An 18596-nucleotide genomic window follows, 5' to 3' on the forward strand; every position below is an offset into this window, starting at 1 on the left:
TCGGCGGAGAACGGAGGAGTGTCCGATGCCACGAAGCCCAAGCATCCCGACGCGACGATGCGGATCGCGAGGCCGGCGGCCCACGGCGTGACCATGGCGCAGGGCATCGATTTCGCCGCACTGGTCGCGGCCGCCGGGGATGCCGTCGTGGTGTCCGATCCCGATGGGGCGATCACGGTGTGGAATCCGGCCGCGACGCGCATCTTCGGCTATACGGCGGAAGAGGCCATCGGCCGGTCTCTCGACCTCATCACCCCGGAGCGCCAGCGCAAGCGCCACTGGGACGGTTACGCCAAGACCATGAAGACCGGTGTGACCAAGTACGGCGCCGATGTGCTGCGAGTGCCGGCCATCCACAGGGACGGCCACGCCCTCTCCATCGCTTTCACGGTGGCGATGCTGCACGGCCCCGACGACCAGGTCACCGGCATCGCCGCGATCATCCGCGACGAGACCCAGCGCTGGAACGACGAGCGCGAGCTGCGCCGGCGCCTGGCCGACCTCGAATCCCGCGTCGCCTGAGGGCGGCGCGCCGGACCGATGCCGGGACATCCCGCGAGGGGTGCGCGGCCAATTCAGAGCCCGGGCCGACCGGGCCAACCTTTCGACTCAAGACCATTATTTCAATCGACAGGGAGAACGCCACGATGAGCAAGCCGCTCGAGGGTACCAAGATCATCGATTTCACCCACGTCCAGGCGGGCCCCGCCTGCACGCAGCTCCTCGCCTGGTTCGGCGCCGACGTGATCAAGGTCGAGCGCCCCGGTGCCGGCGACGTGACGCGCACGCAGCTCCGCCACGTGGAGGATGCCGACGCGCTCTACTTCACGATGCTCAACTCCAACAAGCGTTCGCTGACGCTGGACACCAAGACCCCCGAGGGCAAGGAAGTCCTCGAGAACATGATCAAGCAATCCGACGTGATGGTCGAGAATTTCGGTCCCGGCGCGCTCGATCGCATGGGCTTCTCCTGGGCCCGCATCCAGGAACTCAACCCGGGCATGATCCTCGCCTCGGTGAAGGGCTTCTCGGACGGCCACCATTACGAGGACCTCAAGGTCTACGAGAACGTCGCCCAGTGCGCGGGCGGTGCTGCCTCCACCACCGGTTTCTGGGACGGCCCGCCCACCGTGTCGGCCGCCGCGCTCGGTGACTCGAACACCGGCATGCATCTCGCCATCGGCATCCTCACGGCGCTCCACCAGAAGAACAAGACCGGCAAGGGCCAGAAGGTCGCCGTGTCGATGCAGGATTCGGTGCTCAACCTCTGCCGCGTCAAGCTGCGCGACCAGCAGCGCCTCGACGCCCTGGGCTACCTGGAGGAATACCCGCAATACCCGCACGGCGAGTTCTCGGACGTGGTGCCGCGCGGCGGCAACGCGGGCGGCGGCGGCCAGCCGGGCTGGGTGCTGAAGTGCAAGGGCTGGGAGACCGACCCGAACGCCTACATCTACTTCACGATCCAGGGCCATGCCTGGGCCCCGATCTGCAAGGCGATCGGCAAGCCGGAATGGGAGAACGACCCGGCCTACAGCACGGCCCGCGCCCGCCAGGACAAGATCATGGACATCTTCGGCACCATCGAGGAATGGCTCGCCGACAAGACCAAGTTCGAGGCCGTCGACATCCTGCGCAAGTTCGACATCCCGTGCTCGCCGGTTCTGTCGATGAAGGAACTCTCGGTCGATCCGTCCCTGCGCGCCAGCGGCACGATCGTCGAGGTCCAGCACCCGAAGCTCGGCTCGTACCTGACGGTCGGAAGCCCGATCAAGTTCTCGGACATGCCGGTCGAGGTGAAGGCCTCGCCGCTGCTCGGCGAGCACACCGACGAGGTCCTGCTCGACCTCGGCTACACCCAGCAGCAGATCGAGCACCTGCACCAGGCCCGCGCCGTCTGAGGACGGATGGCGGCCCTCCCGGTGGGGGCCGCAGGTCGACGGGACGGCGCGCCGCGAGGCGCGCCGTCCGCGTTTGGCGCGTGACCGGGCCTGACTCTTCGGCACGCCTGCGCGGCTCCGGGCTTGCCTGCGGCCTCCGCGGTGCGGCATGGCGAACCCGGTCTTCCCTGTGAGGTCGTACCGCCGATGCGATTGTCCCTCCGCAGCCTCGTCCCCGAAGCCGCCCCTTTGAGCCTTCGCGAGCGCTTGCGCGCGGCCGGCGGCGCCCTCGTGGGTATCCTGGCCACCGGGCTGATCAGCCAGGCCGCCATCGGCTCGGGCTCGGGCTCAGGCTCGACCTTGCCGATCCTGATCGCCCCGATGGGCGCCTCGGCGGTGCTGCTCTTCGCGGTGCCGGCGAGCCCGCTGGCGCAGCCCTGGTCCATCGTCGGCGGCAATGCGGTGGCGGCCCTCGTGGGCGTCAGCGCCGCTCTCATCGTGCAGAACCCCTACGTCGCCGCCGCCCTGGCGATCAGCGTCGCGATCGCGCTGATGATGGCCCTGCGCTGCCTGCACCCGCCGAGCGGCGCCGTGGCGCTGACGGCGGTGCTCGGCGGCGCGCCGATCCGCGATCTTGGCTACGGCTTCGCCCTCTGGCCGGTGGCGGCCAACTCGCTCCTGCTGCTCGCCGTGGCGCTCTTGTTCAACAACCTCACGGGCCGCGCCTACCCGCACGTGCTCCCGAAGGCGCCCGCCGGCCACGGCACGAAGGACCCGCTGCCCTCGGCGCGGGCCGGCATCATCGCCTCCGACCTCGACGCCGTGCTCAGGGACTACGACCAGGTTCTCGACGTGCGCCGGACCGACCTCGAGGCGATCATCCTCCAGGCGCAGATCCACGCCTATCGCCGCCGCTCGGGGCAGGCGACCTGCGGCGAGATCATGTCCCGCGACGTCATCGCCATCGGCCCCGAGGCCCCCCTGCACGAGGCCCGCGACACCCTGCGCCGGCACCACATCAAGGCCCTGCCGGTGACCGACGAGGGCGCCCGGGTGCTGGGCATCGTCACGCAGACGGATCTCCTCGACAAGACGCGCTGGGACCAGTCGGGCCCGCGCCTCGGCCCGCGCCGCCGCCTCCGCCTGACACTGACCCGGGGCCGCGCCCCGCATGGCTGCGTCGAGGACATCATGACGGCGCCCGTGACGACGGCGCGGCCGGACACGCCGATCTCCGACCTCGTGCTGTGGATGTCGGATGCCGGCCTGCACCATCTGCCGGTGGTCGGTCCCGACGACCGCCTCGTCGGCATCGTCTCGCAGACCGACCTCGTGGCGGAACTCCTGGCCGACGCCGCCGAGCGCCACGTCCCGTCCGGGGCGGCGTCCGGGATTCACCCGGTCGGCGAGCGCAGTGCGCAGATCCAGCCGGTGGTGTGAGCGCGAACGGCGCGGCGGCTCACAGTCGGTCGCGGCCTTGCGTTGCGGCTTCGCCCTTCTGAGGGTCCGGAAACGTTTACCCGATACGGATGCCGCCTGCCTCCACGCCCGCCTGACTTCGAAGCCTGGGATCGGCCTCGCGGACGCAAAATCGTGGATTGGCCCAGCAAGGTTGCGGGGCTGGGGATGGTCCTTCGGCGCCGCGATCCGGGTGAAGATCGCCGCCCCGTCGCGCCCTGCATGGCGATAGATCCGTCAGGGCCTCACGACGGGACCGGCACCGGACCCGTAGATCTCGGCGTGCGAAAATCCGGACCGCGATCCCCATCCGTCAGCGGCTCGGCACTGCTTGGGACTGGTATGCCGTTGGACCTGGGACGTGCCGTCCCACCAGGTCCGGGTCGGTCGCAGGGGCTGTGACGCCCGCCGCGAGGGCTTCGTAGGGCAGCCAGCCGTCGAAGGGCTCCAGGGCGCCGGGCTCGGCCGGCCGGTACCAGCGCCAGACCTGGCGCGCCGCGCTCGGGGCGTACCAGCGGCCGGGCCGGCCCTCGGCCAGGATCGGCCCCAAGGTCAGGTGGTTCAGCCAGATCTGCGCGACGGCCTGCGGGGCCGTGTGCATCGGGCGCCAGGTCGGCGGCATCGGGTATCTCCTAAGGGGCAGGACGCGGGGCTGAAACGGGCGCGGGGGCCGGGACGAATCCGTCCGGCCCCCGCGCTCATTCATGTTCGGTCGCTCGGCGTCGGGATCAGGCCGTGACCACCCGGGGAGCCGGCTTCGCCTCGTCGGAGACGGCCAGCGCCTGGGCCACCACCCGCTTGCGCCAGGGCTTCAGCACCGCGATGGCGAGCAGCGAGGCGAGGATGTTGGCGCCGGCGGCCACCAGGAACACGCCGTCCCAACTGTTGGTCGCCTGCTGGAGGTAGTTCGCCACCGGGACCAGGAGGGCCGCCGTGCCCTTGGCGGTGTAGAGCAAGCCCGCATTGGTGGCGGCGAACTTGGTGCCGAAAGTGTCCGTGCAGGTCGAGGGGAAGAGGGAGTAGATCTCGCCCCAGGCGAAGAACACGAACCCTGAGAGTAGCACGAACCACAGCGGGTCATGGCCCCAGAGGTAGAGCATGTAGATGCCGAAGCCTTCCATCGCGAAGGCGATGAACATGGTGTTCTCGCGGCCGATCTTGTCCGAGACCCAGCCGAAGAACGGGCGGGTCAGGCCGTTAAGCACCCGGTCGATCGTGGCCGCGAAGGTGATCGCCACCATGGTGATGCCCATGATCGTGACGGGGACCTTGTCGACGCCGATGTCGGAGGCGATGGGCTTGAGGTTGGCGGTGATCATCAGGCCGCCGGCGCCGACGATGACGAACATGAAGTACATCAGCCAGAAGATCGGCTGGCGGGCGACCTCACCGGGGGTGTAGTTGCGCCGGGTCTGGATGATGTTGGCGTTGGCGACGACCTCCGGAACCTGGCCCTTCTTGGGCGAGGTGAAGAAGAAGGCGAGCGCGCAGACCACGAGGCCCTGGCCGATGCCGAAGTTGAAGAACGCGGCCTGGAAGCCGTGATCGGCGATCATCCACTGGATCGGCGCGACGGTCAGCGCCGAGCCGGCGCCGAAGCCGGCCGCGATGATGCCGGCGGCGAGCCCGCGCTTGTCCGGGAACCACTTCAGGGCCGAGCCCACGCAGGTGCCGTAGACCGCGCCTGCGCCGATGCCGGCGATGACCTGGCCGAGATAGAACATGTTCAGCGAGGTGGCGTAGGAGTTGATCACCCAGCCGATGCCGCAGAGCAGGCCGCCGAACAGGACGACGACGCGCGGGCCGTACTTGTCCACGAACCAGCCCTCGACCGGCACCAGCCAGGTCTCGAACAGCACGAACAGGGTGAACGCCCACTGGATCGCGGCGCGATCGAAGCCGAACTTCTTCTGGATGTCGGGGACGAAGAACGTCCAGCCGTATTGCAGGTTGGCGATCATGACCATGCAGATGACGCCGATGACGAGCTGGCCCCATCGATAGCCGTCGGACACAGGTTTGATCGTGGTTTCTGCCCTGGACATGCTTTCCTCCGGTAGGTTCTGGCTGGAACGAGGTGCGACCGGTTCTTCGACCGTCTGTCGCGGGTAAGGCCGTGCTCGCCGCGCGTATCGTCGGCTTGCGCTGGCGCCGTGCGTCGGCGCCTTGGATCGACGTCTTGGTATGTGGAATACCAGCCTCACTCGCGCAGTGGCGATCGTCAAGAGTATTAATCCCGGAAATCGATCCCGCACCGCAGCAGAATGCCGTCCAAATGAAGACCGGGGCGCGTTGTAGAAGCTCCGAGATGGATCGCCGAAGTAGAAGGATGCGCTGGTTCAGCATCCTCGCACCGGCGCTGAAGGACAGTGCCTGAGCCCGCTTTGCAGCCGCTAACGCCTTGCGAACACTGGCGGACGATTGCCCCATCGCGCTCGGCGGCCTTGCGGAGCCTGAACGCGGGAGGAAGGATGCTGCGCTGCAGCATCAAATCGAGATGCAGAGCTGCAAAATTTATCATCGAAAAGGCGGTGGAGGGCGGGGCCTATGGGGTCGCCCCGGACAAAATCCGCCGCATGTCTCCCATTACGGCAGGATAATTCAGACCCTCCGTTGACATCTGAAATTCTGTATACCAGCATTGCGGCAACAAGATTTCGCGGGTTCGCAAGATTTCGCGGATTCGGAGGAGCCGCGCCATGAATGCTCGCCACGAGGCTTGCAGTACCGCCCCCCGTGCGCGCTACATCCGCATGGATCGTTCGGTGCGCGAGGCCGTCCGGATCCTGTCGGAGCCCGACGTCGACGCCCTCGTCGTGGTGGAAGGACCGAGCGACGACCGGGGGGCCTTCATCGGAATCCTGACGGAACGCGAGATCTTTAAGGCGATGGCCGAGCGCGGTCTCGACGTTCTCGACCACCTCGTCTGGATGCTGACGACGCAGGATTTCGTCTCCGTGGACGTGCGGACCACCCCCGCCGACCGTCTCGAGGCCTTCTGCACCCACAAGACCAATCACATCGCGATCATGGACGGTCTCTGCCTGCACTCGGTGCAGAGCATCTGGGATTGCGTGGCCGCCTCGGCGGATCGTGCCGCCGCGGCCTGACCCACCTGCACGGCGTGATTGTGCGGAGCCGGCGAGCGTTATGCGCGCGGTCCTGCAAAGCTGCGCGTCGAAATCCTGCAGTGCAATCCTGGATTTGTGCTCTGCAAATACTTTTGCCCGGACGGCGATCTTGACGCTGTAGGCTTTTGAATACAAATTTTGTCTGGCGCAGGTCGGCGCCATTCGACACGATGGTCCCTGCGGCCGCTGCCGCTCCGCCGGCGGGTCCGGGACAGGCAAGGAACGGGACTGATGCGTTATCTGGCGATCCTCGACTGCCCCGTGATCTTCAGCGGCGAGAACGGCTACGGGATGACGAGCATCGACATGTGCCCGTCGACGGGGATCACGGGGGGGCTCATCAGCCGCCACGTCAAGGTGGTCGACGGGCGCCTGATCGCGGTCTGCATCTGGACGAGCGAGTTCTGCGCCAGGGTGTTCTTCGATCCGGCCTGGTATCAGAAGGCGGGCGAGCTCTGGGGCGACCAGTACCAGCTCCGCCTTGAGGCGATCGACGAACAGGCCGCCTGATCGCCGGGGCTAAGCGTCCGCGTGCCCCGCGCGGCGCAGCCCGACGGACCGTCGCATCAAGTCTACGGCCCCTGGAACCCCGGCATCGAGTCGAGCCTGCCGCGCGCCGTCCTGCCGCTCGCGACGGTGTTCCGCCCCGAGCATGTCGAGACGACCCTCGCCGACGCCTCCGAGATGAGCGACGTCAGCGGTCTGCCGTTGACGTCGCTGGTCCGGTTCCGGGCCCGGCGGCTCGTGGTCCACGAGGTGCTGATCCGCGTGATGGCGGACCTCTCCGTGCCGATGGGCGAGACCTACGGCGATCTCGGGGTTAACTTCCGCGCCATCGTGTCGGCGATCCTGCGCGGCGGGATCGCGTCGCATGCCGACGCGATCGACGCCCATCTGACCGAGATCCGCGCCCGGGCGGACGCCCTGCTGGAGGCCGAGATCGCCGCGATGCTGGGCTTGGGGCGCGCGCCGGCCGCGCCGCCGCCGCGCCGCGCCGACTGGGCCGCCCTGTTCCGTCCCCGTAAGCCGGCGAGCCCCCGGCCCCCGGCCGATCCCGAGACGCGGGCCGAGGCGCATCTCGCGGAATGGCAGGACCGCGCCGCCGCGTCGGGCGATCCCCTGGCGGTCGCGTCCTGCGTGGCCCTGCGCAGCGTCGTCGCGTCCCTGGTTGGGCGGCGCGGTTTTCTCATCCGCGATCCGGCGCTTCTGCGGACGCTCGCCGTCACCCTGGTCTCGAACGGCCACGGCAGCCGCGCCCTCGGTGAGCGCATCGAACCGTGGCTGGAGGCGGTGGTGGCGCGCGAGGGATTCGTGCGCCTCCGCGCCCAGGCCGCGCCGGTCGTCATGAACGTGAAAGGCTCCTCCGCCTCCGGCAAGAGCACGATCCGGCCCCACCAGCGCGCGCTGACCGAAGCCCTCGGCCTGCGCTGGTCGGATTTTGCCCTGATCACCCCGGATGTCTGGCGCAAGTTCCTGCTCGACTACGACAGTCTCGGCGCGGCGTGGCGCTATGCCGGGCCGCTCACCGGGCACGAGGTCGAGATCGTCGACCGCAAGCTCGACGGCTACATGGCCCGCAAGGCCGAGGCGGGACGCATCTCCCACCTCCTCATCGACCGCTTCCGCTTCGACAGCTTCGCGGTCAATCCCGGCACCGAGACGGGGAGCCAGCTCCTCACCCGCTTCGGCCAGCAGGTCTACATGCAGTTCATGGTGACGCCACCGGACGCCACGGTGGAGCGGGCCTGGAAGCGGGGCCAGCAATTCGGCCGCTACAAGGCGGTGGAGGACCTCCTCGCCCACAACGTCGAGGCGTTCACGGGCATGCCGCGCCTGTTCTTCACCTGGGCGCTGCGCGCCGACAAGGCGGTGCATTTCGAGTTCCTGGACAACAGCGTGGCCGAGGGCGAGCGGCCGCGCACCATCGCCTTCGGTACCAACGGCTGCATGAACATCCTCGACGCCGGCATCCTGCTCGACATCGACCGCTACCGGGCGATCAACATCCAGGCGCGCGAGCCCGGGGCGGTCTATGCCGGCGTGCCACCCCGCGCGGAGGTGGACATGCGCTTCCTGCGCGACTGCATCCGGCGGATGACGACGATCCGGTTCGCCGATCACAGGACCGGGCGGGTCCTCGCCCGCCTGGAGCGCGGGCGCCTGGCGAGCCTCGCCCCGGAGGCGGCGGATGGCGGCGCGATCCGGCGCCTCCTCACCGACCTGCGCGTGCCGCCGGCGGCCGGCACGATCCAGGATGACGGCGAGATCCTGGCGGTCGCCGAAGCCCGGACGCTGGGAGCCTGGGGACCAGTCGCCAGCCCGGCAGTCATGCTTTCACGGCAAAGCTGACATCTGGGATGTGGTATATCTATTTGCAGCGCACCATGGCACATCTGCGGTGCAATATGTACCGAGGAGGCCCATCGTGCTCGCATCCATCATCGTCTCGACGCTCTGCCTGATCGCCCTTCAGGTGGTGCTCGTCGTCAAGGTCGCTGACTGGATGTCCCGCGACACCGGAAAGGTCGAGGGCCGCAACGACGTCGTGCTCGGCAGTGTCAACGGCCGCTTCGCCGGCATCGCCTGAGCCCGCGCGGCCAACAAAAAAAATGGCGCGTCATCGAGGGGATCGATGCCGCGCCAGTCGGGAGAGAAGACCAGGGTTGGAAGGGGTTGTTGACTCCTATTCGGCTGCGATCTTCTGGACGGCGCCGATGGCGCCGGATTCCGAAATCTTGAGGCACTCGGCGTCGGAGTAGCCGAGCACCGCGCGCAGGATCTCGTCCGTGTGCTCGCCCAGCAGCGGCGAGCGCGTGATCTCGGTCTCGCTGCCCGAGAGCCGGATGGGGTTGCCCACCGTGAGGTACTTCCCCCGGGTCGGGTGATCGACCTCCACCACCGTGCCGGATTTGCGAAGGGATTCGTCCTCCGCGATCTCCTTCATGGAGAGGATCGGCCCGCAGGGCACGTGCAGTGCGTTGAGGATCTCCATCGCCTCGAACTTGGTCTTCGACATCGTCCAGGATTCGATGCGGGTGAAGATCTCGTTGAGGTGCGGCAGGCGGGCCTTCGGCGTGGCGTAGTCCGGGTGCGTCGCCCAGGCGGGCTCGCCGATGACGTCGCAGATCTGCGGCCAGACCGCCCCTTGCGTGATGAAGTAGATGTAAGCGTTGGGGTCGGTCTCCCAGCCCTTGCACTTCAGGATTCGGCCGGGCTGGCCGCCCCCGGAATCGTTGCCGGCGCGGGGCACCGAATCCCCGAAGGGAATTCCTTCCCCGAACTGGCTGTATTCCGGCAGGGGGCCGCGCTCCAGGCGTTGCTGGTCACGCAGCTTCACCCGGCAGAGGTTGAGCACCCCGTCCTGCATCGCGCAATCGACGCGCTGGCCGAGGCCCGTCTGCGTCCGGTGATAGAGGGCGGTGACGATGCCGAGCGCCAGGTGGAGCCCGGTGCCCGAATCGCCGATCTGCGCGCCCGTCACCATCGGGATGTCGGTGCGGAACCCCGTGGTGGAGGCCGCCCCGCCGACGCACTGCGCCACGTTCTCGTAGACCTTGCAGTTCTCGTAGGCGCCGGGTCCGAACCCCTTCACGGACGCGAGGATCATCCTCGGGTTGGCGGCGTGGATGGCCTCCCAGGTCAGGCCCATCCGGGCGAGCGCGCCGGGGGCGAAGTTCTCCACGAGCACGTCGCAGGTGTCGATCAGGCGCCAGAGCACCTCGATGCCCTTGAGGTTCTTGGTGTCGAGGGTGATCGAGCGCTTGTTGTGGTTCAGCATCGTGAAATAGAGGCTGTCCACGTCGGGAATGTCTTGCAGTTGCTGGCGCGTGGCATCGCCCACGCCGGGGCGCTCGACCTTGATCACGTCGGCGCCGAACCAGGCCAGCAGCTGCGTGCAGGTCGGGCCGGACTGGACATGGGTGAAGTCGAGGATCTTGACGCCTTCGAGGGCTTTCATGGGGCTCACCCGGGTCTGGGGCGAAAGGGGGCGACGGCCGCCCGCGCGGCCGTCGCGTCCGGCAGGACGGGAGAACCCGGCCTCCCCCGCGTTCGGGAGGGCCGGGCATCCACGAGGTTCAGGCTGGCTTCTTGCGCACCGTGCTGGTCGGGTTGAGGCTGCCGATATTGCCGCTCTCGGTGCCGGCATTCGGGTCGATCACGGCGTTGATCAGGGTGGGCTTGCCCGAGTCCATCGCGGCGTTGACGGCCTGCGACAGCTCGTCCGGCGTCGTCACGTTGACGCCGACGCCGCCGAAGGCCTCCATCATCTTGTCGTAGCGCGAGTCCTTGACGAAGACCGTGGTGCCGGGATCGCGCCCGGTCGGGTCGATGTCGGTGCCGCGGTAGATGCCGTTGTTGTTGAAGACCACGATGCAGACCGGCAGGTCGTACCGGCAGATGGTCTCGACCTCCATGCCGGAGAAGCCGAAGGCCGAGTCGCCCTCCACCGCCAGCACCGGCTTACCGGTCTCGACGGCGGCCGCGACAGCAAAGCCCATGCCGATGCCCATGATGCCCCAGGTGCCGACATCGAGGCGCTTGCGCGGCTGGTACATGTCGATGATGCCGCGGGCGAGATCGAGGGTGTTGGCGCCCTCGTTGACGAGGATCGCGTCCGGCCGCTCCTTGATGATGGTGCGCAGCGCGCCCAAGGCCCCGTGGAAGTCCATCGGCGCCGAGTTCTTCTTCAGCTTCGAGGCCATCTTGGAGAGGTTCTCCTCCTTCTTGGCCTGGATCGCGTCGGTCCAGGCGGCCGGCGGCGCCTGCCAGTTCTGGCCCATGCCGTCGAGGAGGGCGGAGACGCAGGAGCCGATATCGCCGACCACCGGGGCCACGATCTCGACGTTGGAATCCATCTCCTTGGGCTCGATGTCGATCTGGATGAACTTCTTCGAGCCCGGTGCGCCCCAGGTCTTGCCCTTGCCGTGCGAGAGCAGCCAGTTCAGGCGCGCGCCGACCAGCAGAACGACGTCGGCTTCCTTCAGCACCAGGGAGCGGGCCGCGCCGGCGGACTGGGCGTGGGTGTCGGGCAGGAGGCCCTTGGCCATGCTCATCGGCACGTAGGGAATGCCGCTGCGCTCGACGAGGTTGCGGATCTCTTCGTCGGCCTGGGCGTAGGCCGCGCCCTTGCCGAGCACGATGAGGGGACGCTTGGCGGCTTTCAGGACGTCGAGGGCGCGGGCGATGGCGCTGGGCGCGGGAAGCTGCGCGGGGGCGGCGTCGATCACCTTGACGAGGGACTTCTCGCCGGCCTCGGCGTCCATCACCTGGGAGAACAGCTTGGCGGGCAGGTCGAGATAGACGCCGCCCGGACGGCCGGAGACGGCGGCCCTGATGGCGCGCGCCACCGCGATGCCGATATCGGCGGCGTGCAGCACGCGGAAGGCGGCCTTGCACAGGGGCTTGGCGATGGCGAGCTGGTCCATCTCCTCGTAGTCGCCCTGCTGCAGATCGACGATCTCGCGCTCGGAGGAGCCCGAGATCAGGATCATCGGGAAGCAGTTGGTGGTGGCGTTGGCGAGCGCCGTCAGGCCGTTGAGGAAGCCGGGCGCCGACACGGTCAGGCAGATGCCGGGCTTCTTGGTGAGGAAGCCCGCGATCGCGGCGGCGTTGCCGGCGTGCTGCTCGTGGCGGAAGGAGATGACGCGCATGCCGGCGGCCTGTGCGAGGCGGCCGAGATCGGTGATCGGGATGCCGGGCACGCCGTAGATGTTGGTGATGCCGTTGAGCTTCAGCGCGTCGATGACGAGGTGGAAGCCGTCGGTCTGCTCGCGCTCGTGAGCCTCGCCGTGGCTACCCGGAAGAGACTCGACGGCGGCGTGCGACTGTTCGGAGACAGCGGTGCGATCCATGGTGATTTCCTCCGGTTGGGGCGCTTCTTGTTTGTTCGTGCGCCGTTCTTGAAGCGGGTCTTGGGTGGGGACTTGCTGTGCCGGACGGACGGTCCAGCCGTGTCTGTTCAATTGAGTCTCGCGTGCGCGCTCGCTGGCGAAGCGAGGGGACGCGGAGCGCGCGGCCCGGGTCCCGGCAGGGACCGGAGTCTCGCTGAAGTCCGGCCGCCGAAGAACCCCCGGCGGTCCTGCGCTTGACCGAGGTTCGACCCCTCGGAACCTGACGATGGAAGTTCTGCTGCCGATTCCGGCTTCTCGGTTGCCAGTTCGAGAATGGTGGCATACCAAATACCAAGTGTCAAACCAGATCGGGGCTCCTAGGCCGGTGCGCGCGGCCTGCGCGCCGGGGTTGTGGAGCCCCGACGCATCACGTCTTCGCGTGCGGCCGCAGCTATGTTGTTGTTGCAGGGGCCCTATTCGGATGTTGTCCCGGGATGGAAGGCTTCGTTTCCTTGTGTTCCGGAAGCGGGTTCGGCATGCTCCAGACCAAATGTGCGCGGCGTCGGCGTTTGTACGAAGGTTCCAGGTGTAAAGATGGTTGAGTCGACGACCTTTCAAATCAAGCCGCTGGCGGCGACGTCCAGCCTACGGGCGCTGGCCTATGATGCGCTGAAAGAAGCCATCACCAACATGAACATCTACAGCCAGCGCGAGGAGGTGCGGCTCGACGAGCGCAAGCTCTCGCAGGACCTCGGCGTCAGCCGCACGCCGGTGCGCGAGGCCCTGACCGTGCTGGAGCAGGAGGGCTTCGTGCGCTTCGAGGCGCGGCGCGGCGTCTTCGTGATCAAGAAGTCCAAGAAGGAGATCGTGGCGATGATCCAGGCCTGGTCGGCCCTGGAGAGCATGGCCGCGCGCCTCGCCTGCCAGCATGCGAGCAACGAGCAGCTCGCCTGCCTGCGCGAGCACTTCCCCGAGTTCTACGAGGGCCGCCCGTCCGACCACATGGACGAGTATTCCGACGCCAACATCCGCTTCCACCAGAAGATCATCTCGCTCGGCGGCTGCGAGGTGATCCAGGACATCACCAGCAACCTGCTGATGCATGTCCGCGGCATCCGAAACACCGCCCTGCGCCAGGGTGACCGCGCGGCGAACTCCATCAAGGAGCACGTCGAGATCATCCAGGCGCTGGAAGCACGCGACGCGGAGCGCGCCGAGCGCCTCGTGCGCGAGCACGGCCTCGGCCTTGCCCGCCACGTCGAGAAGTACGGCGACTACCTGGATTGAGGCGACCCTGGGCGCGGCGACCCGGATCGCGGCGCCCGCACACTCAGTAGCTTGGCACCAGGCGCTCGTCCGGCAGCGGCGCATCCATGTGGAAGTGCAGGCCGGCGGCCGCGTAGTCGATCGTGACGGTGGCGTTGCATTGCTGCGCCAGCACCCGCTGCAGCAGGGTCGAGCCAAAGCCCTTGCGCTGGGGCGCCGTCACGGGCGGGCCGCCCGATTCCCGCCAATCGAGGCTGAGGCGCCGACCCGAATCACCGGCCGTGACGTCCCAGGCCACGGTGATGCGCCCGCCCGGCTGCGAGAGCGCGCCGTGCTTGGCGGCGTTTGTGGTCAGTTCGTGGAACGCCATGCCGGTGGGCACCGCGAGGTCGGCCGCGAGCTCGATCGGGGGGCCGTCGAGGTGCACGCGGGCGCCGTCCGCGTCGTTGTAGGGCCGGAGCTCGTTCTCCAGCAATTCGTGCAGGGGCGCGGTCTGCCAGTAATCCTCGGTGAGCAGGGTGTGGGTCTTGCCAAGGGAAACGATGCGGTTCGAGAACGACTGGTAGAACGTCTCGACGTCCCGGGTTGAACGGGCGGTGGCCCCCAGCAGCCCCTGCACCGTGGCGAGGGTGTTCTTCACCCGGTGGTGGAGCTCGCGAATCAGCAGCGCCTGGCGCTCGTGCGTCTTCTGCCGCTCCTCCAGATGGGCCAGCACCTCCCATTGCCGGCGCCGGGCGCGCAGGGCCGAGCGCACGGCGTTGGCGAGCACGGCGGGGTGGAACGGCCGCTCGAGCAGGGTCACGTTGCCGAGGAGTCCGGTCAGGCGCTCGTCCGGCGAGGTGCCCCGGTGGCTGAGCAGGATGAAGGGGAAATCCGACCAGGGCGGCTGGCGCTCGGACCAGTCGGCGAGGGCCCGCCGGTCGGAGCGCAGCAGGGCCTCCTCGGTGATCACCGCGCAGGCCGCCGCGTCGAGGTCGGCCACGAGGTCAGCGAGGCTCTCGTGGATCCGCGACGCAATGCCGACCTCGGACAGGATCGCGGCGGCGACCCGCGCATCCCGTCCCCCCGGCGCGAGGATCAGCGCGACGGGATCAGGCTGCGCCATGGGAGCCGGGTTCGCTGGCGGTAATCCGCGCGGTCTCGGGCGGCCGGTCGTCCAGAAGGTCGGCGCGGTTGCCCTCGAAGGTCGGCACGCCGGTGAGCACGCCGCGGAAGTTCTCGAGTACCGCCCCGACCCGCAGGCCCTGGGCGTCGATGCGGAACTCGCGGATGGTGTCCTCGTGGATGCCGGTGCGCTTCTTGAGCACCGAGAGCGCGCGCCGCACCCGCCCGGCCGCCTCGAAGAAGCGCAGCATCACCACCGTGTCGCTGACGTAGGTCAGGTCCACCGGGGCCTCCATCCGGCCCACCATCCCGTGCTGGGCCAGCACCAGGATCGTCACCACGCCCTGCTGATTCAGGTAGGTCGTCATCTCGTGCATCTGCAGCACGAGGTGCGGCTGCCCGCTCATGGCGCTCATGTAGCCGGTGAGGCTGTCGATCACGACGACCCGGGCCCCGTCGGTCTCGACGGCGTCGCGGATGCGCCCGGCGAAGTCGCCCGCCGAGACGTCGGCCGGGTCCATCTGCTCGATGCGCAGGAGGCCCGCTTCGATGTGCGCATCGATCGGGAGGCCGATTCCGGCGGCGCGCCGCCGCAGGATGCCGAGGGTCTCGTCGAAGCTGATGATCAGCCCGTGCTCGCCCCGCTCCAGAGCGGCCACGAGGTAGCCCAGCGCCAGGGTGGACTTCCCGGCCCCCGAGGGGCCGATGATGAGGCTGGTGGTGCCCCGGTCGAGACCGCCGCCGAGGGCCGTGTCGAGTTCGGGCACGCCGCAGGCGATGGTTCCGGCCTCGAACGTGGCGTGGTGGTCGGCCGCCACCAGGCGCGGGAAGATGCGCACGCCGCCGCGCCGGAGCACGAAGTCGTGATAGCCGCTCTCGTAGGGCGTGCCGCGCATCTTGATGACGTGAAGCCGGCGGCGCCCGGCCCCGTAGGCCGGGGTGATCTGCTCCAGGCGCAGCACCGCGTGGCTGATGGAATGCAGATTGAGGTCGTCCTCCTCGGAGCTGAGGTCGTCGAGCATCAGCACGGTGGCGTTGTTGAGGAGGAAGTAGCTCTTGAGCGCCAGCACCTGACGCCGGTAGCGCAGGGAGCCCTGCGAGAGCAGGCGGATCTCCGACAGGCTGTCGAACACCACCCGCACCGGGCTCACGCGCTCGATCTCGGCCAGCGCCATCCGCACCGTCTCGCCGAGTTCGAGGTCGGAGGAGTGGATCAGGCTCTGCTGCTGCTCGGAATCGAGGCTGAGCTCCGGGGGCACCAGCTCGTAGATCTCGAGTCCGTCGAGGGACCAGCCGTGGCGCTCGGCCACCGAGAGCAGTTCGCGCCGGCTCTCCGAGAGGGTGATGTAGAGGCCGCGCTCGCCGCGCCGCACGCCGTCGAGGAGAAACTGCAGCCCGAGCGTGGTCTTGCCGCTGCCGGGGCGTCCCTCGATCAGGTGGGCGCGCTGGGCCGCGTAGCCGCCGTGGAGGATCTCGTCGAGGCCGGCCACCCCGGTCGGGATCGGCGCGGCGTCGCCTGGGGCGGGACTCTGCATGAGGGCTTCCGAAATCCTGGTCAAACGCGGTGTCACCGGGAGAACGCCGTCCATGGCGCTCCGGTTACGGATGCTACAGGGCGGTACGAATGCCGTCACGGTATCGGCGCAGACGCTTAAGGGATCGCGCACGCTCTCGGAACCCCCGGCGGAACGGGAATCCGCTCCGCCACGGAGGCGCCAAATCGCACGCCCCGGTTCGGCCGGCCTTTGCAGATCGGCTGCGCGCACCGTATCAGGGCCGGGCCTCGCCGCGCGGCCGCGTCGTCAGAGCCCGCTCAGCCCCTGTCCCTTCCAAGTGCCGGAGTGCGGATTCCCGATGCGCGAACCGAACGCGGTCGATTTCTGGCGTGGGCTCGCCCTCGTCACGATCTTCGTGAACCACATCCCCGGCAACACCTTCGAGCGCTATACCTACTCGCAGTACGGCATCTCGGACGCGGCCGAGCTGTTCGTGTTCCTGGCCGGCTGGTCGATCGGCATCGCCACGCGCGAGCGCGACGGCAGCCCCGAGCCGCGCCTGCGGACCGTGCTGCGCCTCCTGTCCCGCACCATCGAGGTCTACCGCGCGCAGATCACCACGATGGCGCTGGCGCTGGCCATGATCGCCGGCACCGCCCTGGTCCTCGACAATCCGCTGCTGCTGGAGTGGCACAATGCCGGCGGCTTCTTCGCCGACCCGATCCAGACCATGGTGGGTTTCGTGCTGCTCACCCACCAGCTCGGCTTCTTCAACATCCTGCCCCTCTACGTGGTGCTGCTCGGGATCGCGCCGGTCTTCGTGCTGATCGGTCGCGTGAGCCGGGTCGCCGCCCTGGCCCTGTCCTTCGGGCTCTACGCGGCGAGCCTCGTCTTCGAGTGGAACCTGCCCTCCTGGCCGGGGGAGGGGGACTGGTTCTTCGATCCGTTCTGCTGGCAGCTCCTCCTCGTCATGGGCTTCACGGCGCAGGACTGGAGTCGGACCTCGCCCTGGCTGAAGCGCTCGGCCCCCCGCCTGGTGCCCCTGGGCGTGCTGATCGTCCTCACCGGCATCGTCCTGTCGGTGCTCGAATTGCGGCCCGATCCGCTCCTCGTGCCCGACCCGCGCCTCGTCTTCACCTTCGACAAGACCTACCTCTCGCCCGCCCGCGTGATCCATTTCCTCGGCGTGCTCCTCGCCTTCCAGACCCTCTACGCGGTCATCGCGCCGCGCCTGGGCTGGGTGGCGACGTTCCTCGCCAGCCTCGGGCGCAACTCGCTGGCGGTGTTCTCCATCGGCTCCCTGCTCAGTCTCGCCGCGCAACTTGTGAGGTTCTGGACAGGCGGCGGTGTCGTCGTCGACGTTTTCGTCGTAGGGTTCGGCCTGTTCGCACTGGGTTTCACCGCATGGTTCGTCGAATGGCGCTCCCGAAAGCCGCGGCTCTCGTCGCCCTGAGCTTGAGTCTGGCCGGCATGGCGGGCGGCGGGGTGGCATCGGCGCAGGCGCCGACGGCGCATCCCCAGCCCCCGGGGCCGGAGGACTACATGGTCCGGCCGAGCCCGGCGACGCCGGTTCCGGCATCCCCCACCGTGGTCTCGCCGCCCAGCGTCGCGGCGGCGGGCGCGGGCGTCGACGGGGAAGCGGTCGACGTCACCCTGTCCCCGGAATGCCGGGTTCCGGGCTCGAAGCTCTACACCCTGGCCCGCCTCGGCGCCGTGAAGGCCGCCCTCAAGGAGAAGCACCCGGTCCGGGTCCTCGCCATCGGTGCCTCCACCATGGGGCTCGGGGCCTCGGCCACCTACCCGGTGCGGCTGGAGACGGCGCTGGAGCGCTCGCTGCCCAACGTCGACGTGGTGGTGGAGAGCCGGGGCCTCCAGGGCGAGATCGCCTCCGGCGCCGGCGAGCGCCTGCGCGGCATGGTGGCGGAGCTGGAGCCCGACCTGGTGATCTGGCAGGTCGGCTCGCACGATGCCCTGGCCCGCGTCGACCTCGACGCCTTCGGCAGTGCCCTCGATGAGACCGTGCAGTGGATCAAGGGCCACGCGATCGATGTCGTGCTGGTCAGCCCGGTCTACACCGCGAGCCTCGCGCAGGACGCCTATTACACCAGTCTCGTAGGCAAGGTGCAGGAGGTGGCCCAGCGCGAGGGCGTGCCCCTGGTGCAGCGCTACGAGGCCATGCGCTACCTGGCGCTGCGCAACGACAAGGGCGAGGGGCACCTCCTCGGCACCCAGTTCCGGCTGAACGACCTCGGCCTGCGCTGCATGGCCGAGCACGTCACCCGCGCCATCACCCTCTCGCTCCTCCAGCCGGACCCGGTCTCCACGGGCAGCGCCGGGCGCCCCGCCCTGACCCTGGCGCCCCCGAAGGACTCGGCCGGAGTCAGGGTCGCGCCGCCGCCGGTGTCGACGGGGGATTGAACGGCCGCGAGGTCG

Annotated in this window: 16 protein-coding genes; 10 read left to right on the top strand and 6 right to left on the bottom strand. The window is 68.7% G+C overall.

The features are described 5' to 3' along the window. Positions 1-93 precede the first annotated feature (93 nt). The 3 genes from MKK58_RS07780 (at position 94) to MKK58_RS07790 (ending at position 3317) form a co-directional block, all read left to right on the top strand. Positions 94-522 carry a PAS domain-containing protein gene (locus MKK58_RS07780; RefSeq protein ID WP_279578280.1) on the top strand — a complete coding sequence of 143 codons (429 nt, stop codon included), beginning with the start codon at positions 94-96 and terminating at the stop codon, positions 520-522. Between the two features lie 125 nt (positions 523-647). Beyond that, complete coding sequence (gene frc / locus MKK58_RS07785; RefSeq protein ID WP_243911530.1) at positions 648-1898, top strand: formyl-CoA transferase; 1251 nt, start codon at positions 648-650, stop codon at positions 1896-1898. Positions 1899-2084: 186 nt separating this feature from the next. Further along, positions 2085-3317 (top strand): HPP family protein, encoded by a 1233-nt coding sequence (locus tag MKK58_RS07790; RefSeq protein ID WP_243911531.1) that lies wholly within the window; start codon positions 2085-2087, stop codon positions 3315-3317. Positions 3318-3648: 331 nt separating this feature from the next. On the opposite strand, the gene MKK58_RS07795 is transcribed toward MKK58_RS07790, so the two are convergent. Together MKK58_RS07795 and oxlT are read right to left on the bottom strand one after the other, a co-directional pair. Beyond that, on the bottom strand, positions 3649-3957 hold the full coding sequence (locus tag MKK58_RS07795) for a hypothetical protein (protein WP_243911532.1): 309 nt from the start codon (positions 3955-3957) through the stop codon (positions 3649-3651). Positions 3958-4063: 106 nt separating this feature from the next. After that, positions 4064-5380, bottom strand: coding sequence for an oxalate/formate MFS antiporter (oxlT, locus tag MKK58_RS07800; protein WP_243911533.1), 1317 nt, complete (start codon positions 5378-5380; stop codon positions 4064-4066). A gap of 654 nt (positions 5381-6034) precedes the next feature. Here oxlT and MKK58_RS07805 point away from each other — a divergent pair. The 4 genes from MKK58_RS07805 to MKK58_RS07820 all read left to right on the top strand — a co-directional run bounded on the left by MKK58_RS07805 (position 6035) and on the right by MKK58_RS07820 (position 9053). Further along, entirely contained in the window at positions 6035-6445 is a 411-nt protein-coding gene (locus MKK58_RS07805; RefSeq protein ID WP_243911534.1) for a CBS domain-containing protein, read from the top strand. 252 nt (positions 6446-6697) lie between these two features. Next, a complete protein-coding gene (locus MKK58_RS07810; protein ID WP_243911535.1) occupies positions 6698-6976 on the top strand; it encodes a hypothetical protein in 279 nt (92 codons plus the stop codon). A gap of 21 nt (positions 6977-6997) precedes the next feature. After that, positions 6998-8815 carry a hypothetical protein gene (locus tag MKK58_RS07815; RefSeq protein WP_243911536.1) on the top strand — a complete coding sequence of 606 codons (1818 nt, stop codon included), beginning with the start codon at positions 6998-7000 and terminating at the stop codon, positions 8813-8815. A gap of 76 nt (positions 8816-8891) precedes the next feature. Next, positions 8892-9053 carry a hypothetical protein gene (locus tag MKK58_RS07820; RefSeq protein WP_238281280.1) on the top strand — a complete coding sequence of 54 codons (162 nt, stop codon included), beginning with the start codon at positions 8892-8894 and terminating at the stop codon, positions 9051-9053. Between the two features lie 96 nt (positions 9054-9149). Here the strand turns inward: MKK58_RS07820 and frc (MKK58_RS07825) are convergent, their stop codons facing one another. Continuing rightward, positions 9150-10424 carry a formyl-CoA transferase gene (gene frc, locus MKK58_RS07825; RefSeq protein ID WP_243911537.1) on the bottom strand — a complete coding sequence of 425 codons (1275 nt, stop codon included), beginning with the start codon at positions 10422-10424 and terminating at the stop codon, positions 9150-9152. A 118-nt stretch (positions 10425-10542) separates the two neighbouring features. After that, positions 10543-12318 (bottom strand): oxalyl-CoA decarboxylase, encoded by a 1776-nt coding sequence (gene oxc, locus MKK58_RS07830; protein ID WP_243911538.1) that lies wholly within the window; start codon positions 12316-12318, stop codon positions 10543-10545. A 573-nt stretch (positions 12319-12891) separates the two neighbouring features. Here oxc and MKK58_RS07835 point away from each other — a divergent pair. Continuing rightward, positions 12892-13584: a GntR family transcriptional regulator gene (locus MKK58_RS07835; RefSeq protein WP_243911539.1), complete on the top strand. Its 693-nt coding sequence runs from the start codon at positions 12892-12894 to the stop codon at positions 13582-13584. Between the two features lie 43 nt (positions 13585-13627). Here the strand turns inward: MKK58_RS07835 and MKK58_RS07840 are convergent, their stop codons facing one another. Both MKK58_RS07840 and MKK58_RS07845 read right to left on the bottom strand, forming a co-directional pair. Further along, positions 13628-14668, bottom strand: coding sequence for a sensor histidine kinase (locus MKK58_RS07840; RefSeq protein ID WP_243911540.1), 1041 nt, complete (start codon positions 14666-14668; stop codon positions 13628-13630). Further along, a complete protein-coding gene (locus tag MKK58_RS07845; protein ID WP_243911541.1) occupies positions 14655-16202 on the bottom strand; it encodes an ATPase domain-containing protein in 1548 nt (515 codons plus the stop codon). The genes MKK58_RS07840 and MKK58_RS07845 overlap by 14 nt, the downstream gene beginning before the upstream one ends. A gap of 319 nt (positions 16203-16521) precedes the next feature. Here MKK58_RS07845 and MKK58_RS07850 point away from each other — a divergent pair, with 319 nt between their 5' ends. Beyond that, the gene (locus tag MKK58_RS07850; RefSeq protein ID WP_243911542.1) at positions 16522-17616 is read left to right on the top strand and encodes an OpgC family protein; all 1095 of its coding nucleotides are present in this window, start codon (positions 16522-16524) and stop codon (positions 17614-17616) included. Continuing rightward, the gene (locus MKK58_RS07855) at positions 17580-18581 is read left to right on the top strand and encodes an SGNH/GDSL hydrolase family protein (RefSeq protein ID WP_243911543.1); all 1002 of its coding nucleotides are present in this window, start codon (positions 17580-17582) and stop codon (positions 18579-18581) included. The genes MKK58_RS07850 and MKK58_RS07855 overlap by 37 nt, the downstream gene beginning before the upstream one ends. Positions 18582-18596 lie beyond the last annotated feature (15 nt).

Origin of the sequence: Methylobacterium sp. J-078 (assembly GCF_022829285.1) — a bacterium.
GTDB lineage: Bacteria > Pseudomonadota > Alphaproteobacteria > Rhizobiales > Beijerinckiaceae > Methylobacterium.

What these genes read in the sequence shown, in the direction of transcription:
- MKK58_RS07840 (WP_243911540.1), bottom strand. Translation starts at nt 14,668, where the DNA reads ATGGCGCAGCCTGATCCCGTCGCGCTGATCCTCGCGCCGGGGGGACGG.
- MKK58_RS07835 (WP_243911539.1), top strand. Translation starts at nt 12,892, where the DNA reads ATGGTTGAGTCGACGACCTTTCAAATCAAGCCGCTGGCGGCGACGTCC.
- MKK58_RS07805 (WP_243911534.1), top strand. Translation starts at nt 6,035, where the DNA reads ATGAATGCTCGCCACGAGGCTTGCAGTACCGCCCCCCGTGCGCGCTAC.
- MKK58_RS07850 (WP_243911542.1), top strand. Translation starts at nt 16,522, where the DNA reads ATGCGCGAACCGAACGCGGTCGATTTCTGGCGTGGGCTCGCCCTCGTC.
- frc (WP_243911530.1), top strand. Translation starts at nt 648, where the DNA reads ATGAGCAAGCCGCTCGAGGGTACCAAGATCATCGATTTCACCCACGTC.
- frc (WP_243911537.1), bottom strand. Translation starts at nt 10,424, where the DNA reads ATGAAAGCCCTCGAAGGCGTCAAGATCCTCGACTTCACCCATGTCCAG.
- oxlT (WP_243911533.1), bottom strand. Translation starts at nt 5,380, where the DNA reads ATGTCCAGGGCAGAAACCACGATCAAACCTGTGTCCGACGGCTATCGA.
- MKK58_RS07790 (WP_243911531.1), top strand. Translation starts at nt 2,085, where the DNA reads ATGCGATTGTCCCTCCGCAGCCTCGTCCCCGAAGCCGCCCCTTTGAGC.
- MKK58_RS07795 (WP_243911532.1), bottom strand. Translation starts at nt 3,957, where the DNA reads ATGCCGCCGACCTGGCGCCCGATGCACACGGCCCCGCAGGCCGTCGCG.
- oxc (WP_243911538.1), bottom strand. Translation starts at nt 12,318, where the DNA reads ATGGATCGCACCGCTGTCTCCGAACAGTCGCACGCCGCCGTCGAGTCT.
- MKK58_RS07845 (WP_243911541.1), bottom strand. Translation starts at nt 16,202, where the DNA reads ATGCAGAGTCCCGCCCCAGGCGACGCCGCGCCGATCCCGACCGGGGTG.
- MKK58_RS07810 (WP_243911535.1), top strand. Translation starts at nt 6,698, where the DNA reads ATGCGTTATCTGGCGATCCTCGACTGCCCCGTGATCTTCAGCGGCGAG.
- MKK58_RS07780 (WP_279578280.1), top strand. Translation starts at nt 94, where the DNA reads ATGGCGCAGGGCATCGATTTCGCCGCACTGGTCGCGGCCGCCGGGGAT.
- MKK58_RS07855 (WP_243911543.1), top strand. Translation starts at nt 17,580, where the DNA reads ATGGCGCTCCCGAAAGCCGCGGCTCTCGTCGCCCTGAGCTTGAGTCTG.